This is a genomic window from Streptomyces sp. S6 (assembly GCF_054880855.1).
Map to the genome: position 1 here is coordinate 1 of NZ_JBTYMC010000148.1, position 16,168 is coordinate 16,168.

General features: G+C 70.3%; 10 protein-coding genes. 8 read left to right on the top strand and 2 right to left on the bottom strand.

Features of this window, described 5'->3' with window-relative positions; all coding sequences use genetic code 11:
• The 6 genes from ACVNF4_RS20665 to ACVNF4_RS20690 form a co-directional block, all read left to right on the top strand.
• Nucleotides 1-531: EboA domain-containing protein (locus tag ACVNF4_RS20665; protein WP_461804330.1), on the top strand; the 531-nt coding region annotated here is incomplete at its 5' end.
• On the top strand, nucleotides 531-1,385 hold the full coding sequence (locus ACVNF4_RS20670) for a TatD family hydrolase (protein ID WP_461804331.1): 855 nt from the start codon (nucleotides 531-533) through the stop codon (nucleotides 1,383-1,385). The genes ACVNF4_RS20665 and ACVNF4_RS20670, both read left to right, overlap by 1 nt.
• 176 nt (nucleotides 1,386-1,561) lie before the next feature.
• Nucleotides 1,562-2,074 (top strand): O-acetyl-ADP-ribose deacetylase, encoded by a 513-nt coding sequence (locus tag ACVNF4_RS20675; protein WP_461804332.1) that lies wholly within the window; start codon nucleotides 1,562-1,564, stop codon nucleotides 2,072-2,074.
• Nucleotides 2,075-2,209: 135 nt separating this feature from the next.
• Nucleotides 2,210-2,788 (top strand): hypothetical protein, encoded by a 579-nt coding sequence (locus tag ACVNF4_RS20680; RefSeq protein WP_461804333.1) that lies wholly within the window; start codon nucleotides 2,210-2,212, stop codon nucleotides 2,786-2,788.
• The gene (locus tag ACVNF4_RS20685) at nucleotides 2,785-3,945 is read left to right on the top strand and encodes an FAD-dependent monooxygenase (protein WP_461804334.1); all 1,161 of its coding nucleotides are present in this window, start codon (nucleotides 2,785-2,787) and stop codon (nucleotides 3,943-3,945) included. Before ACVNF4_RS20680 ends, ACVNF4_RS20685 begins: the two co-directional genes overlap by 4 nt.
• Before the next feature lie 288 nt (nucleotides 3,946-4,233).
• Nucleotides 4,234-8,355: a molybdopterin-dependent oxidoreductase gene (locus tag ACVNF4_RS20690; protein ID WP_461804339.1), complete on the top strand. Its 4,122-nt coding sequence runs from the start codon at nucleotides 4,234-4,236 to the stop codon at nucleotides 8,353-8,355.
• Nucleotide 8,356: 1 nt separating this feature from the next.
• Here ACVNF4_RS20690 and ACVNF4_RS20695 read toward each other — a convergent pair whose 3' ends face one another.
• Together ACVNF4_RS20695 and ACVNF4_RS20700 are read right to left on the bottom strand one after the other, a co-directional pair.
• Nucleotides 8,357-8,809, bottom strand: coding sequence for a hypothetical protein (locus ACVNF4_RS20695; protein WP_461804335.1), 453 nt, complete (start codon nucleotides 8,807-8,809; stop codon nucleotides 8,357-8,359).
• Nucleotides 8,802-10,196, bottom strand: a complete 1,395-nt coding sequence (locus tag ACVNF4_RS20700) for a glycosyltransferase family 2 protein (protein ID WP_461804336.1) — start codon at nucleotides 10,194-10,196, stop codon at nucleotides 8,802-8,804. Before ACVNF4_RS20700 ends, ACVNF4_RS20695 begins: the two co-directional genes overlap by 8 nt.
• A gap of 382 nt (nucleotides 10,197-10,578) precedes the next feature.
• Between ACVNF4_RS20700 and ACVNF4_RS20705 the strand changes: the two genes are divergently transcribed.
• Complete coding sequence (locus ACVNF4_RS20705; RefSeq protein ID WP_461804337.1) at nucleotides 10,579-14,496, top strand: glycoside hydrolase family 2 TIM barrel-domain containing protein; 3,918 nt, start codon at nucleotides 10,579-10,581, stop codon at nucleotides 14,494-14,496.
• An 89-nt stretch (nucleotides 14,497-14,585) separates the two neighbouring features.
• On the top strand, nucleotides 14,586-15,998 hold the full coding sequence (gene lpdA, locus ACVNF4_RS20710; protein ID WP_461804338.1) for a dihydrolipoyl dehydrogenase: 1,413 nt from the start codon (nucleotides 14,586-14,588) through the stop codon (nucleotides 15,996-15,998).
• Nucleotides 15,999-16,168: the final 170 nt, after the last annotated feature.

Consider the following 16,168-nt stretch of genomic DNA (forward strand, 5'->3'; position numbering starts at 1 on the left):
GTCCGTCTGCTCGCCGCCCTGCCCCTGCGCGGCGCCGCGCTCGCCGACGAGATCACCGCCCTCCACCACCGGGGCGACGCCGCCGAACAGCGCGCCGTCCTCATGTCGTTGGCCCACCTGGAGGACACCGACCCCACCTTCGCCGACCTCGGACTCCCCCTGGTCCTCGAAGCGCTGCGCGCCAACGACACCACCCTCGTCGAGGCGGCCGTCGGCCCGTACGCCGCCCGGCACCTCGACGCCGACGGCTACCGGCACGCCGTCCTCAAGTGCGTGTTCACCGAGATCCCACTGGACCGCGTCGCCGGCCTCACCGACCGCGCCGACCATGAACTCGCCCGTATGCTCTGCGACTTCGCCCACGAACGGGTCGCCGCCGGACGCGACGTCCCCGCCGACATCTGGCCCGTCGTCCGCGCCCACCCCGGCACGCTGGAAGCCTCCGGGCTGCCCGCCGAAGCCGAATCGCCCGACCCCCACCGCCGCGCCGCGGCCGAACGGGCCCTCAACGCCCTGGCAGGAGTCTCCTGATGCGCATCTTCGACCCGCACATCCACATGACCTCCCGCACGACGGACGACTACGAGGCGATGTACGCCGCCGGGGTGCGGGCCCTGGTGGAGCCCGCGTTCTGGCTGGGCCAGCCGCGTACGTCGCCGGAGAGTTTCTACGACTACTTCGACGCGCTGCTGGGCTGGGAGCCGTACCGGGCCGCGCAGTTCGGCATCCGGCACTTCTGCACGATCGCCCTGAACCCGAAGGAGGCCAACGACCCGCGCTGCCTCCCCGTGCTGGACGAACTCGACCGCTACCTCGCGAAGGACAGGGTTGTCGCGGTCGGTGAGATCGGGTACGACTCGATGACTCCGGCGGAGGACGAGGCACTCGCCCGCCAGCTCCAACTCGCCCGGGAACACGGCCTCCCGGCCCTCGTGCACACCCCGCACCGCGACAAGGCGACCGGCACGCGGCGCACCCTCGACGTCGTCCGCGAGTCCGGGATCGCGCCCGAACTCGTCGTCCTGGACCACCTGAACGAGCTGACCGTCGGCATGGTCCTCGACAGTGGCTGCTGGGCCGGGTTCTCGGTCTATCCGAGGACGAAGATGAGCGAGGACCGCATGGTCGAGATCCTCAAACAGCACGGCACCGACCGGGTTCTCGTCAACTCGGCGGCGGACTGGGGCCGTTCGGACCCGCTCAAGACGCGCAAGACGGCCGACGCGATGCTGGCCGCCGGGTTCGACGACGACGCCGTGGACCGGGTGATGTGGCGCAACCCCGTCGCGTTCTACGGCCAGAGCGGCCGACTCGAACTCGACGAGATCAAACCCGACGACACCGCACTCCACGAAGGCAACTCCATCAAACGCGGCGGAGAGTGAACTCCCGTCCGTGCACGACGAACTCACCGTCGGACTGGGCCCGTTGATCGCGCACTTCGAGCAGGCGGGGTACGGTCCCTCTCGACCCCTCCGGCATTCGGGTCAGCCACGGACGCCTCCCCACCCGGCCCGAAAAGAACGGGTGAGAGCGGCGTCGGAGTTGGTAGAAACGCCCCATGACCACCATCACCTTCGTCCAGGGCGACATCACCGCCCAGTCCGTCGACGCCATCGTCAACGCGGCGAACTCCTCGCTGCTCGGCGGCGGTGGCGTGGACGGCGCCATCCATCGCAAGGGCGGCCCGGCGATCCTGGAGGACTGCCGCAAGCTGCGCGCCTCCCACTACGGGAAGGGCCTGCCCACCGGCCGGGCAGTCGCCACAACTGCCGGTGATCTGCACGCCCGTTGGGTGATCCATACCGTCGGCCCCGTCCACAGCGCCACCGACGACCGCTCCGCCCTCCTCGCCTCCTGCTACCGCGAGTCCCTCAGGGTCGCCGACGAACTCGGCGCCCGCACGGTCGCGTTCCCCGCGATCTCCGCCGGCGTCTACGGCTGGCCGATGGACGACGCCGCCCGGATCGCGGTGCGGACGGTGCGGGAGACGCCGACGCGGGTCGAGGAGGTGCGGTTCGTGCTCTTCGACGAGGCGGCGTACGGCACGTTCACGGCGTACGCGGCTGTCTGATCGTCGTACCCGGATCGCCCTGGTTCATCCGGTCGGGTGACTCTCGGTGCCGGAACGTTTCTTCCGGAATGGGAGAAACGTTCAGCTGTTAGCTTCGGCGCGTTGTCCGTCAAGATCGTCCGAGGAAGCGTGCCGGTGCAATCACCAATCTGGACCGATGAGTTGGGCGTCGAGGAGCGGGTCGACCTCGTCGCGCGGACCGCCGAGGAGATCGCCGTCCGCATCGGCCGCTTCACCCACCCCGCCACCCGGCTGCTGCTGAGCGCCGACGGCCTCACGACGACCCTGCTGCGGGCCTGGACCCGTGCCGACGTGACCGTTCTGCGGGCCGCGCAGCGCCGGGTCCCGGCCGCCGAAACGCCTTGGGGTGCGGGGGAGTTGCTCGGTGCCGAGGGCGGCGAGACCGTCGTGCGGCACTCCGTGCTCGGCGGGCCGGACGGGAGCGATCTGTCGCGGAACGTGGTGGTGGCCCGGCCGGAGCTGTGCCCGTCGGCGGAGCTGTGCCTCGCCGACACCTCGGCGCCGCTCGGGCCCATGCTGCAACGGGCGGGAACCGGTTTCCGGCGTTCTCTGCTGGACGCGGGGCGGCGGCCCTGGGGGCCGTGCGGGGAGCCGGCCGCGTACAAGGCGTACCTCCTGTGGCACGGGGAGCGGCCGTTCGCCGCGATCCGCGAACTCTTCAACCCGGCGATCGTCCCGGCGGCCGTGCGATGAGCGCGGGCCGGGTCGCGGTGGTCGGCGCCGGACCCGCCGGGCTCGTCCTCGCCGCGCTGCTGCACCGCGCCGGGATCGAGGTCGAGGTGTGGGAGCGCGGCAGCCGGGAGTACGTCGAACAGCGGGCCCGCGCGGGGCTGTTGGAGCATCGCGTCGTCGATCTGCTGGCCGGACACGGTCTCGCCGAGCGGCTGTTGAAGGAGGGGGAGCGGCACGGCTGGTGCGACTTCCTGTGCCTCGGTGAGCGGACCCGTGTCGACTACGGGAAGCAGTCCGGGGGGTACCGGCACTGGGTGTATCCGCAGCAGTTCCTCGTCCGTGACCTCCTGGCCCTGCTGGACAGGGCGGGCTGCCCGGTCCATTTCGACGCCCCGGTACGGGAGTTGGACGGGACGGTGCTGCGCCTCGAACGGGGCGTCGTGCGTGCCGAGTTCGTCGTCGGATGCGACGGCGCGCGGGGTGTCGTCGCCGCTGGACTCCCCGACTCCCCTGCCCTGGAACGGCGTTACCCGTACGACTGGCTGACTGTCCTCGCCGACATGAGCCACCCCGTCGAGGGCGTCCTCTACGCCGTTCACGAGGCCGGGTTCGCGGGCATGATGCCGCGTGCCGGGAACCTCGCCCGGCTCTACCTCCAGGTCCCCGCCGAGCACACCCCCGCCGACTGGCCCGAGGACCGGCTCCGCGAACAGCTCGCCCTGCGGCTCGACCCCGGCGAGAGCGGCCCGAGACCCCTGCGGCTGCGCGAGACCGGCATGCTCAGGATGCGCGGCCGGGTCCGGCGCCGCCTCCGGGCCGGCGGGGTGTTCCTCGCGGGCGACGCCGGGCACCTCCTCACCCCGTCCGGCGCGAAAGGCCTCAACCTCGCGGTGGCCGACGCCGTCGACCTCGCGGACGGTCTGATCCGCCGCGTCCGGCACGGCGATGACACCGTCCTCGCCGGGTACGAGGCCCGTCGGCTGGCCGCCGCCTGGTGGGCCCAGGACTTCTCCGACCGGCTCCTCGACCTGCTCCACCTGCCGTCCGGCGACCCCGGCGAACGCCGCTTCGCCCTGGAGCTGCGGCGCGAGCGCATCCGGGCGCTGGCGAGGACGGGGCCGTACGCGACGGCGTTCGCGCGGGACTACGCGGGGGCGGCGAGTGTCTCCGCGTGGTAGGCGCCGACGTTGTGGGAGCGGTTACCGTGAGCGTGCAGTCCGACGCCGGACGGGGGCACCCCTGAGATTCGCTCACACGCCGCCCGCCTCCCCTGTGCGGCGGGGTTAACCCCCGGTGACCTGCGAGGGAGACACCGGCGTAACCAGGGGTTCGTACTGTCGGTGAGGCTCTCACCAGGCCGATCGTCAGACAGAAGGGGGCCGCCCGTGGCAGCCGAGCCGGACCCGCAGGCCGACAGCGCGACGAAGGTGCGCACGGTCTGCTCGTACTGCGGTGTCGGCTGCGGCATGGTCCTCGACATCGGCCGGGGTCCCGACGGACGGCGGACGGTCCTGAAGGCGTCCGGAGACAAGGAGCACCCCGCGAACCGGGGCCGGCTCTGCACGAAGGGCGCCACCACGGCCGACATGCTCTCCGCGCCCGGCCGCCTCACCACCGCCCTCGTCCGCACGGACCGGGGCGCGGAACCGCACCCGACGCAGGTCGGGGAAGCGGTTGCCGCAACGGCCCGCAGGCTCCGGGCGATCGTCGACGAACACGGCCCCGACTCCGTCGCCCTCTACGTCTCCGGACAGCTCGGCCTGGAGGCCCAGTACCTCGCGAACAAGCTGGTCAAGGGCTACCTGGGGTCCAACCAGATCGAGTCGAACTCGCGGCTGTGCATGGCGAGCGCGGGAACCGGATACAAGCTGTCACTGGGCGCCGACGGCCCGCCCGGGTCGTACGACGACCTCGACCGGGCGGACGTCTTCCTCGTCATCGGCTCCAACATGGCCGACTGCCACCCCATCCTGTTCCTGCGGATGCTGGACCGGATCAAGTCGTCCGGCGCGAAACTGATCGTCGTCGACCCGCGCCGCACCGCCACCGCCGCGAAGGCCGACCTGTACCTCCAGATCGAGCCGGGGACGGACCTCGCGCTGCTGAACGGGCTGCTGCACCTGCTGGTCGAGAACGGCCACACCGACCCGGAGTTCATCGCCGCGAACACCGAGGGCTGGGAGGCGATGCCCGAGTTCCTCGCCGGCTACCCGCCGCACACGGTCGCCGAAACGACCGGCATTCCCGAGGCCGACCTCCGCGAGGCGGCCCGGCTGATCGGCGAGGCGGGGGAGTGGACGAGCTGCTGGACGATGGGCCTCAACCAGTCCACCCACGGCACCTGGAACACCAACGCGCTGGTCAACCTGCACCTCGCGACCGGCGCCATCTGCCGCCCCGGCAGCGGCCCGTTCTCCCTCACCGGCCAGCCCAACGCCATGGGCGGACGCGAAATGGGCTACATGGGCCCGGGGTTGCCCGGTCAGCGGTCCGTGCTCGTGGACGCGGACCGGGAGTTCACCGAGAAGCTGTGGGGACTCGAACCCGGCACCATCCGCGCCGACGGCGTCGGCAAAGGCACCGTCGAGATGTTCCGCAGGATGGCCGACGGCGAGATCAAGGCCTGCTGGATCATCTGCACCAACCCTGTCGCCTCCGTCGGCAACCGCAGGACCGTCATCGAGGGCCTGGAGGCGGCCGAATTCGTCGTCGTCCAGGACGTGTTCGCGCAGACCGAGACCGCCGCGTACGCGGACGTCGTGCTGCCCGGCGCGCTGTGGACCGAGACCGAGGGCGTCCTCGTCAACAGCGAGCGCACCCTCACGCTGGCCCGCCCCGCCGTCGACCCGCCCGGCGAGGCGGTCCCCGACTGGAGGCTCATCGCCGACATCGCCTGCGCGATGGGGTACGCGGACGGGTTCACCTACTCCGGTGCGGAGGAGATCTTCGAGGAGATCAAGGGCGCGTACAACCCGGCCACCGGGTACGACCTGCGCGGGGTGACCTACGAGCGGCTGCGCCGGACGCCGGTGCAGTGGCCGGCCGCTCCCGACGGGCCCGACCGCAACCCGATCCGGTACGTACGCCCCGACGGCTCCCTCAGGTTCGCCACCCCCTCCGGGCGGGCCGTCTTCCACGCCCGCCCGCACCTGCCGCCCGCCGAAATGCCCGACGACGACTACCCGTTCGTCCTCAACACCGGGCGTCTGCAACACCAGTGGCACACGCTGACGAAGACGGGGCGCGTCGCGAAGCTCAACAAGCTGGACCCCGGGCCGTTCGTGGAGGTCCACCCCGAGGACGCGGGACAACTCGGGCTGGTGGACGGGGACTCGGTGGAGGTCGCCTCGCGGCGGGGGCGGGCGGTGCTGCCGGCCGTCGTCACCGACCGGGTGCGGAAGGGGAGTTGCTTCGCGCCGTTCCACTGGAACGACCTGTTCGGGGAGTACCTCAGCGTCAACGCGGTCAGCAGCGACGCCGTGGACCCCTTGTCGTTCCAGCCCGAACTCAAGGTGTGCGCGGTGTCGTTGACGCGGACGGCGACGGCGGTGAGTGTGCGGATGCCGGGTGGGGAGGGGGAGGGATCGGTATCGGCAGGAGCAGTCAAGGCGCCGCTGTCGAGCGGGACTTCGCGGCTGACCCCAGCCTCGCCCCCGACCCTGCCGGTGCCGTCCACCGCCCTCACCTCCCCCTCCTCCCCGCCCGCTCTCTCCGCCTCCCTCTTCGGCCTGGAACCCACCCCGCCCCCCGTGCTCAGCGAACGCGAACGGCAGTACCTGCTCGGCTTCCTCGCCGCGATCCCGGCGGGCGAACCCGGCGTCCCGGTGCTGCCGCCGGACGCGCCGTTCAGCCCCGGGCACGCCCTGTGGGTCAACGGCACGCTCGCGGGCCTGTATTCGAGGACGGCGGCCCCGAATCCCGTCGCTCCACGGCAGGTTGTCATCCTGTGGGCTTCACAGACCGGCAACGCCGAGGAGTTCGCCACCGCCACCGCCGCGCGCCTCACCGAGGGCGGACACACCGCGTCCCTCGTCGAGATGGACCAGGCGGACCCGGCCACCCTCCCCGCCGACGCCGACCTCCTCCTCATCACCAGCACCTTCGGCGACGGCGACGCCCCCGACAACGGCGCCGGCTTCTGGGCGGGCCTCGCCGCACCCGACGCGGGCCGGCTGGAGGGGCGCCGGTACGCGGTCCTCGCCTTCGGGGACTCCTTGTACGACGACTTCTGCGGTCACGGGCGCCGACTCGACGACCGGCTCGGCGAGTTGGGCGCGGTGCGGCTGGCGCCGCGTATCGACTGCGAGCCGGACTACGAGACGCGGGCGGGGGAGTGGCTGGATCGGGTGCTGGGGGCGCTGACGGTCACCGAGGCACTCCCGACCACGGAGACGTCCTCAACTCCGGTGCCAGCCGGGCTCGTTGCCCCGGCCCACCCGAGCCACATCGCCCCCACTCCCACCCGCCCCACCCCCGCGACCGCCACCGGCCGTCTCATCGGCAACACCCTCCTGAGCGGCCCCGGTTCCGGCAAGGAAGTCCGCCGCTTCACGTTCGACACGCGGGACAGCGAGGTGCCCCTCGTGTACGAGACCGGCGACGCGCTGGGCGTCCGACCCCTCAACTCCCCGTCCCTGGTGAAGGAGTGGCTGACCGTCACCGGAGTGGACGCGGACACCCCCGTCGGCGTCGAAGGGAACCGGGTCCCGTTCGACGAGGCCCTCTCCCGGCACCTCGACATCACCCGCGTCACCCCCTCCCTGCTCCGGTTCGCCGCCGAACGCACCCGCGATCCACGTGAGTTGCGCAAGCTGCTGCGGCCCGACAACAAGGACGAGCTGGCGAAGTGGTCCTGGGGGCGGCAAGCCGTCGACGTGGCCGCCGAGTTCGGGGTCGGGGCGGACGCGCAGGAGTGGGCGGACGTCATGGGCCGCCTGCGTCCCCGCCTGTACTCCATATCGTCCAGCCCCCTCACCGACCCCCACCTCGTCTCCCTCACCGTCTCCGTCGTCCGCTACGAGAACCGTGAGGGTCACCTCCGGCAGGGCGTCTGCTCCCCCTTCCTCGCCGACGCCGGACCCGGCACCGAGGTCCCCCTCCACGTCCAGCGCTCCCCCCACTTCCGCCCGCCCGCCGAACCCGGCGTCCCCGCGATCATGATCGGCCCCGGCACCGGCATCGCCCCCTTCCTCGGCTTCCTCCACGAACGCCGAGCCCGTGGCCACCACGCCCCCAACTGGCTCTTCTTCGGCGAACAGCGCCGCTCCACCGACTTCTACTACGAGGACGACCTGACCGCCCTCCTCTCCGACGGCACCCTCACCCGCCTCGACACCGCCTTCTCCCGCGACCAGCGCGCCAAGGTCTACGTCCAGGACCGCATGCGCGAACACGGCCCGGGGCTCTGGACCTGGCTCCGCGACGGCGCCCGCCTCTACGTCTGCGGCGACGCCTCCCGCATGGCCAAGGACGTCGACCGCGCCCTCCGCGACATCGCGAAGCTCCACGGCGGCATGACCGAGGCCGAGTCGGCGGCGTACGTGAAGCAACTGGCGGCGGAGAAGCGGTACATGAGGGACGTGTACTGAGTCAGGGCGGCGGAGGGAGCATGTTCGTCGCCGCCCGCACGGCAGCCGCCGCCTGCTTCATGTCGTCCGCGTCGCTTCGGCCCAGCGCGAGGATCTTCACCAGGGAGAGCAGGGTCGGGCCGAAGAACGTGATGGCCAGCCAAGGCTGTTGATGCGTCCCGAAGTACACGGACGCACCCAGGGTGGCGAGCGCCACGAACACGGCGGAGTACGTCCCCGTCAACCGCCGCCGGTGCGCTCGCTTCAACTCCGCTTCCTGTGAACGCAGTTGCTCCAACTCGGCATACGCCTGCGCCCGTTCGGACTGCATCCGCGCCTCGTGCTCCCTGGCGAGCTGCGGCTCCAGCGCACTGAGCGCCACCGCTAGGTGCTCGGCGGGCAGTTGGGCCCACTGCGCGGCGATGTCCAGCGCACTCGGCTGCCGTGCCGGCTGGGTCCCGAGTTCTTCAGCCATCACCGGCACCTCCGTCTCCCTTGGGGGCGGGGCCTGTCCCGGCGAGTCGTTGCGCTTCGGGGGGTGGTCCCAGGGTGGTGAACAAGGTTTCCAGTCCGGCGGCGATGTTCTGCGCCGCCGAGGGGGTGTAGGGGGAGGAGGCGAGGTCCAGCAGGTCACCGGGAGCGGGGGGCGGTGCCGGTTCGGCGGCTCGGCGGGGAGGTGGCGTGAGCAGGCTGCGTTCGAAGTGGGCGTTGAGGACGCGGGTGTCGTAGAGGAGGTAGCGGAACAGGGCGGTGAGGGCGGCCGGTGCGCGGGTCAGGACGTTGAGGGTGAACATGACCGGCAGTACCGCTAGCGACGACGCCGTATACCACCAGGGCCGACCCTGCCTGTTCTGGAGGCGGGACCAGAGTACAGAGTCGGCGTCCGACCCGATGAGCAGGGCAGTGAGGAAGAAGCCCCAGCCGAGTTGGACGGCGTTCGGCAGATGCGTGAAGTTGCTGTTCAGCAGTCCGCCCAACAACACCGTCGGCAGCCCGATCACGTCTCGTACCAGGGGAAGCACCAGCGACAGCCGGACCGCCCAGCGGCGGAAACGGGAGGGTACGCGGCGCCATTCGCCGGTGCGGTAGATCTGGAGCAGTCCGATATGCCGGCGCACACGCCGGTTGAACAGCACACGTGCCTGGGCGATGAACAGCCGACTGGTCTTGGATACGAGGCGGGTCTCCTGCCCGTACAGCACCGCGCCGCGCGCGCCGTAGCTGAACAGGCGCAACATCAGCTCCAGTTCCTCGGTGGTGCAGTCGTCGTCCCAGCCGCCGAGCAGCCTCAACAGGTCGGCGCGGACGAAGTAGCCGCCGCTGTGACCTCGCCAGAAGTGCTCTGTGACCCGTACGGGCCGCCGTCCCCGTACTTGTACGAGACCGTCGGTCCGCTGGGCGACCTCCCCGGCCGACAGAACGGGAGGCACATCCACTGCGAGCCGGACCACATCGACCCCGGAGGCCCGGAAGGCCCCGTCGACACGGTGGAGCAGCGAAGGCTCCACCGTGTCGCCGACCTCCAGGAACCCGACGACCTCTCCGTTGCAGTGGGGGAGTCCCTCGTTCAGGTCGGCGGCCAGTCTGGGCGGTGATGAAACCACCGTGATCACCCGGTATCGCTGAGAGTCGTGCTTCTCCAGTCGCCGCGCTTGCCTGAGCGTCGACTCGTCGTTCGGATGAACGAGCAGCAGCACCTCGAAGTCCCGTCGGCCGATGGTCGACAGACGGCTGAACATCACGTCGAGATACGGTTCGTGGACCGCCGGAACCAGCAGTGAATACCGCACCCGCTCCGCCACCTTCTCGACCGCGGGCAAGTCGTACTGCTCCCGAGCCCGCACCCACTTGGGACGCGGCACAAGGAATACGGCAATCGGCGCGGCAATCAGGAGAAACAGCAAGCCTGAGATCTTCATGAGCCCCCCAAGTCAGTCCATTGTGGCTTGGATCGCCGCTCTCGGAAGTGCTTTCCCGCTACTTGCGGGACTGCGAGAACGCTGAACTCGGTCACTCAGAAATGAACAAAGTCTTACAGGGTGATTGCCTCGGCTGTACCCGGCACCTAGGGTGTGGCTGGCTCGGAAGTAACCCGTTTCACCAGCAGTGCTCCCTCGTCCGCCAGGCAGAGCGGGCGGAGTTGGGATGAATTGACGGGGCGTCAGTGAAACGTTTCGCTGTTCGGTTCGTCAACAGCATCCGACAGGACTGTTCATCCTGAGGAACCGAGGAAGGTCACGGTCAATGCCGCACCCGCACCCGCAACCGCCGCTCCCGACGGACTCCCCGCTCCCGACGGACATCCCGCGCCCGGCGGTCAGCCGCCGCCGGCTGCTGGAGGGCTCCGCCGCCGTCCTGGGCGCGCTCGCCCTGTCGGCCTCCCCGGCGACCGCGTACCGCGCCCGAGCGGCCGGTGAGGCCGCCGCGCAGCCCGAGTGGAACGGCCGTATCGACCTCTTCCGCGTCGGCACCGAGCCCCCGCACACTACCCTGATGCCCTACGACGGCCTCGCCCCGGCGCTCGCCGCCGACCGCACCCGCTCCCCGTACCGCCAAAGCCTCGACGGCCGGTGGAAGTTCGCCTACGCGGACCGCCCCGAGGACCGCGACGAGGACTTCCACCGCACCGACCTCGACGACCGGGGCTGGGAGACGATCCCGGTGCCCTCGGTCTGGCAGCGGCACGGCCACGACTTCCCGATCTACATCAACATCACCTACCCCTACTGGGGTCCCAACGGCCTCGGCGAGAACCCCCAGCCGCCCGCCGCCCCCACCCGCTACAACCCCGTCGGCCAGTACCGCCGCACCTTTACCATCCCGCGCGACTGGTCGGGACGGCGCACCTTCCTGCACTTCGAGGGCGTCAAGTCCGCGCACTACGTGTGGATCAACGGCCAACTCGTCGGCTACAGCGAGGACTCCTACACCCCCGCCGAGTACGACATCACACCGCACCTCAGACCGGGCACCAACCAGATCGCCGTCGAGGTCTACCGCTACTCGGACGGCGACTGGCTGGAGGACCAGGACATGATCCGGCTGAGCGGCATCTTCCGCTCGGTCTACCTCTACTCCACCCCGCAGGTCCACCTGCGCGACTTCAAGCTGGACACCCCGCTCGCAAACGGTTGCACAACCGCCGACCTGTCGGTGACCGCGAGTGTCCGCGCCTACGACGGCACCAAGGGCACCTACACCGTCGACACGATGCTGTACGACGCCCGGCGCCACCCCGTCTGGCCGCGCCCCCTCAGTCAGCGCGTCGAGGTGACGGCCCCCGGCGAGGACGTCACCGTGACCGCCGCGAAGGCCGTCCCCGCCCCGCGTCTGTGGTCCGCCGAACACCCCTACCTCTACACGGCCGTTCTCCAGCTCCGGAACCCGGCGGGGAAAGTCGTCGAAACCGTCTCCCACCGCGTCGGCCTGCGCGAGTTGGCCCTCAAGGACGGGCTGATGCGCATCAACGGCAAGCCCGTCTCCTTCCGGGGCACCAACCGCCACGAGATGCACCCCGAACGGGGCACCGCCCTCACCCACGCGGACCTCGTCAAGGACATGAAGCTGATCAAACAGCTCAACATCAACTCCGTCCGCACCTCCCACTACCCGAACAACCCGCACTGGTACGAACTCGCCGACGAGTACGGCCTGTACCTCGTCGACGAGACCAACCTCGAAACCCACGGCATCCGCGACCGGTTCCCCGGCGACCACCCCGACTGGAGCGCCGCCTGCGTCGCCCGCGCCCAGAACATGGTGCACCGCGACAAGAACCATGCCTCCGTCGTCATCTGGTCCCTCGGCAACGAGGCGGGCGGCGGCCGGACGTTCGTGAACATGCACGACTGGATCAAGTCCTACGACACGACCCGCGTCGTCCAGTACGAGGGCGACAGCCGCCCAGGCATCAGCGACATCCGCTCCCGGATGTACGACTCGCCCTCCCGCGTCGAGTCCTTCGCCAAGGACACCCGCGACACCCGGCCGTACGTGATGATCGAGTACGCGCACTCCATGGGGAACTCCACCGGAAACCTCACCAAGTACTGGGACCTCGTACGCCGTTACGACGTCCTCCAGGGCGGCTGGATCTGGGACTTCGTCGACCAGTCCCTCATCGAGCGCACCCCGGTCCGCCAACTCCTCACCGAGACCGGCCCGTTGAAACTGCGTGCCGAACTCATGTCGTCCGCCGGGACGTTCGACCGCGACAAGGGGATCTCCGGCGCCACCGTCTTCCCCCGCGACCCCGGCCTCGACCTCACCGGCTCCCTCACCCTCGAAGCCTGGATCACCCCCCGCGTCACCGGCTACCAGCAGCCCATCATCGCCAAGGGCGACACCCAGTACGCGCTCAAACAGAGCAACGAGTCACTGGAGTTCTTCTTCCACGACGGCGGCCAGTGGGTCAGCGTGAACTGGCCCCTCCCCGCCGACTGGGCAGGCCACGAGCACCACGTCGCGGGAGTCCTCGACGTCGACGCCGGAACCCTCACCCTGTACGCCGACGGCACCGCACGCGCCACGCGGACGACGAACCGCCGCCCCGCGAGCAACACCGCGCCCCTCGCCCTCGCCAACGACACCGACAACCACACCCGCGAGTTCATGGGCACGATCCGCCGCGCCCACGTCTACGCCCGCGCCCTCACCGCCACCGAACTCGCCTCCACCACACGGCAGTCGACCGACAAGGACGTCCGCCTCTGGTTCGACGCGGCCACCGTCGGCCGCACCGAGGTGAAGCCGAAGGAGAAGACGTTCTTCGCGTACGGCGGCGACTGGGGCGACTTCCCGAACGACGGCGCGTTCGTCGCCGACGGCATCGTCACCGCCGACCGGGGCCACACCGGCAAGGCCGCCGAGGTCAAGCGCGTCTACCAGGAGATCAACGCCACGGCGGGCACGACCCCCGGCGCGGTCACCCTCGTCAACGAGTTCCTCTTCACCAACCTCCGCGAGTTCGACGCGAGTTGGGCGCTCGTCCGGGACGGCGAGACCGTCCAGAAGGGCAGACTGGGCCGCGACCAGCTCGACGTGGCGCCGCTCAGCAGCAAGGCGATCACCGTCCCGGTGAGACTCCCCGCGAAAACCGCCCCCGGCGCCGAGTACTTCCTCCAACTGGCCTTCGCCCTCAAGGAGTCCACCCCCTGGGCGAAGTCCGGCCACGAGGTCGCCCGCATGCAGTTCCCCCTCGACGCGGGCAGCCCGGCCGTGACTCCCCTACCCCTCAAGGGCGTTCCGGCACTGACCCACACCGAGGACGCCGCGAAGGTCACCGTCACCGGCAAGGACTTCACCGTCGCCGTCGACAGGGCGAGCGGCCTCATCACCTCCTACACCGTGGGCGGTTCACCCCTCCTCGTCTCCGGCGGCACCCCCAACTTCTGGCGGGCGCCCACCGACAACGACAAGGGCAACGGGCAGAACATCCGCAACCAGACCTGGCGGGACGCGGGCGCCCGGCGCGAGGTGAAGAGCGTCACCGTACGGCAACTCGCGGGCCGGGCCGTCGAGATCACCGTCGGTGGCACCCTGCCCACGACCACGCCGTCGACGTACACCACCGTCTACACCGTCTTCGGCAACGCCGAGATCAAGATCGACCACACGCTGCACCCGGGAGCGGCGAACCTGCCGTACATCCCCGAAGTGGGACACCTGCTGTTCCTGCCCGCGCGCCTCAGTGAACTGCACTGGTACGGCCGGGGTCCCGAGGAGAACCACTGGGACCGCAAGGACGGTACGGACGTGGGGCGTTGGAGCGGCAGCGTCACCGAGCAGTGGACGCCGTACATCCGCCCGCAGGAGAACGGCAACAAGACCGACGTGCGGTGGGCCGCCCTCACCGACGGCCGGGGCAGGGGACTGCTGGTCTCCGGTGAACCCCTGCTGGAGATCAACGCCTCGCACTTCACCCCCGAGGACCTGTCCGCCGGAGTGCGCCACGACTACCAGCTCACGCCGCGCAAGGAGATCGTCCTGCGCGTCAACCACCGCCAGATGGGCATCGGCGGCGACGACAGCTGGGGTGCGCACACCCACGACGAGTTCAAGCTCTTCGCCGACCGCGACCACGCCTACACCTACCGGCTGCGGCCGATCAAGGACGTGACGGAAGCGACAGCCGCGTCCCGCCGTCCGACCTCGGCCCAGTAGCAGAATCGACCTCGGAACCGGTCGCCGGAAACCGTGCCACAAACGGTTTCCGGCGGCCATCTCAGCCGAGGGAAGAGGAAGCCTCCACCATGGTCGAGCAGGACGAGCGATTCGACGTCGTCGTACTCGGAGCGGGTCCCGGCGGTTACGTCGCCGCCGTCCGCGCCGCCCAACTGGGCAAGCGCGTCGCCGTAGTCGAAGAGAAGTACTGGGGCGGCGTCTGCCTCAACGTCGGCTGCATCCCCACCAAGGCGCTGCTGCGCAACGCCGAACTCGCCCACATCTTCACCCGCGAGGCGAAGACCTTCGGCATCAAGGTCGAGGGCCAGGTCACCTTCGACTACGGCGAGGCGTACGCCCGCAGCCGCCGCGTCGCCGACGGCCGCGTCAAGGGCGTCCACTACCTGATGAAGAAGAACAAGATCACCGAGTTCGACGGCCGGGGCACCTTCCTCGACGCGAACACCCTCCAGGTCACCGGCGCCGACGGAACGACGAGGGCAATCGGTTTCAGCGACTGCGTCATCGCGACCGGCGCCACCCCCCGCCTCCTGCCCGGCACGAAGAAGAGCGAGCGCGTCGTCACCTACGAGGAGCAGATCCTCGCAGGCGACCTCCCCCGCTCGATCGTCATCGCCGGCGCCGGAGCCATCGGCATCGAGTTCGCGTACGTCCTGCACAACTACGGCGTGAAGGTCACGATCGTCGAGTTCCTCGACCGCGTCGCCCCGCTGGAGGACGCCGAGGTGTCCGCCGAACTCGCCCGCCAGTACCGCAAGTTGGGCATCGACGTGCTCACCTCCACCCGCGTCGAGTCCATCGACGACTCCGGCGACCAGGTCCGCGTCACCGTCACCGGCAAGGACGGCGCCCAGCAGGTCATCGAGGCCGACAAGGTCCTCCAGGCGATCGGCTTCGCCCCGAACGTCACCGGCTACGGCCTGGAGGCCACCGGCGTACGGCTCACCGAGCGCGGCGCGATCGACGTGGACGGCCGCTGCCGCACCTCTGTGCCGCACATCTACGCCATCGGCGACGTCACCGCGAAGCTCATGCTCGCGCACACCGCCGAGGCCATGGGTGTCATCGCCGCCGAGACCCTCGCGGACGCCGAGACCATGGAACTCGACTACGCGATGATCCCCCGCGCCACCTACTGCCAGCCCCAGATCGCCAGCTTCGGCTACACCGAGCAGCAAGCGCGGGAAAAGGGTTACGATGTGAAGGTCGCCAAGTTCCCCTTCACCGCCAACGGCAAGTCCCACGGCCTCGGCGACACCACCGGTTTCGTCAAGCTCATCAGCGACGCCACGCACGGCGAGCTGATCGGCGGCCACCTCATCGGCCCCGACGTCACCGAACTCCTCCCGGAGCTGACCCTCGCGCAGCAGTGGGACCTCACCGTCCACGAGGTCGCCCGCAACGTGCACGCGCACCCGACGCTGGGCGAGGCCGTGAAGGAGGCGGTCCACGGGCTCGCCGGTCACATGATCAATATGTGAGGCCTCACTCGGCGGCGCCGCCGAGCGGCTGACGGGGGCGCCGTCGCGGGTGACGAGGACGGTTGCACAACCGCTTTCGCCGCCTTCGGGGGGCGCTTCCGCCGCTGCCGGGGGCGGCCCCGGCAACTGTCGTCCGAGGCCCGGTCCGGCCTCACCGCCCCCTCCACCCG

What these genes read in the sequence shown, in the direction of transcription:
- ACVNF4_RS20695 (WP_461804335.1), bottom strand. Translation starts at nt 8,809, where the DNA reads ATGGCTGAAGAACTCGGGACCCAGCCGGCACGGCAGCCGAGTGCGCTG.
- ACVNF4_RS20690 (WP_461804339.1), top strand. Translation starts at nt 4,234, where the DNA reads ATGGTCCTCGACATCGGCCGGGGTCCCGACGGACGGCGGACGGTCCTG.
- ACVNF4_RS20705 (WP_461804337.1), top strand. Translation starts at nt 10,579, where the DNA reads ATGCCGCACCCGCACCCGCAACCGCCGCTCCCGACGGACTCCCCGCTC.
- ACVNF4_RS20670 (WP_461804331.1), top strand. Translation starts at nt 531, where the DNA reads ATGCGCATCTTCGACCCGCACATCCACATGACCTCCCGCACGACGGAC.
- ACVNF4_RS20685 (WP_461804334.1), top strand. Translation starts at nt 2,785, where the DNA reads ATGAGCGCGGGCCGGGTCGCGGTGGTCGGCGCCGGACCCGCCGGGCTC.
- ACVNF4_RS20675 (WP_461804332.1), top strand. Translation starts at nt 1,562, where the DNA reads ATGACCACCATCACCTTCGTCCAGGGCGACATCACCGCCCAGTCCGTC.
- lpdA (WP_461804338.1), top strand. Translation starts at nt 14,586, where the DNA reads ATGGTCGAGCAGGACGAGCGATTCGACGTCGTCGTACTCGGAGCGGGT.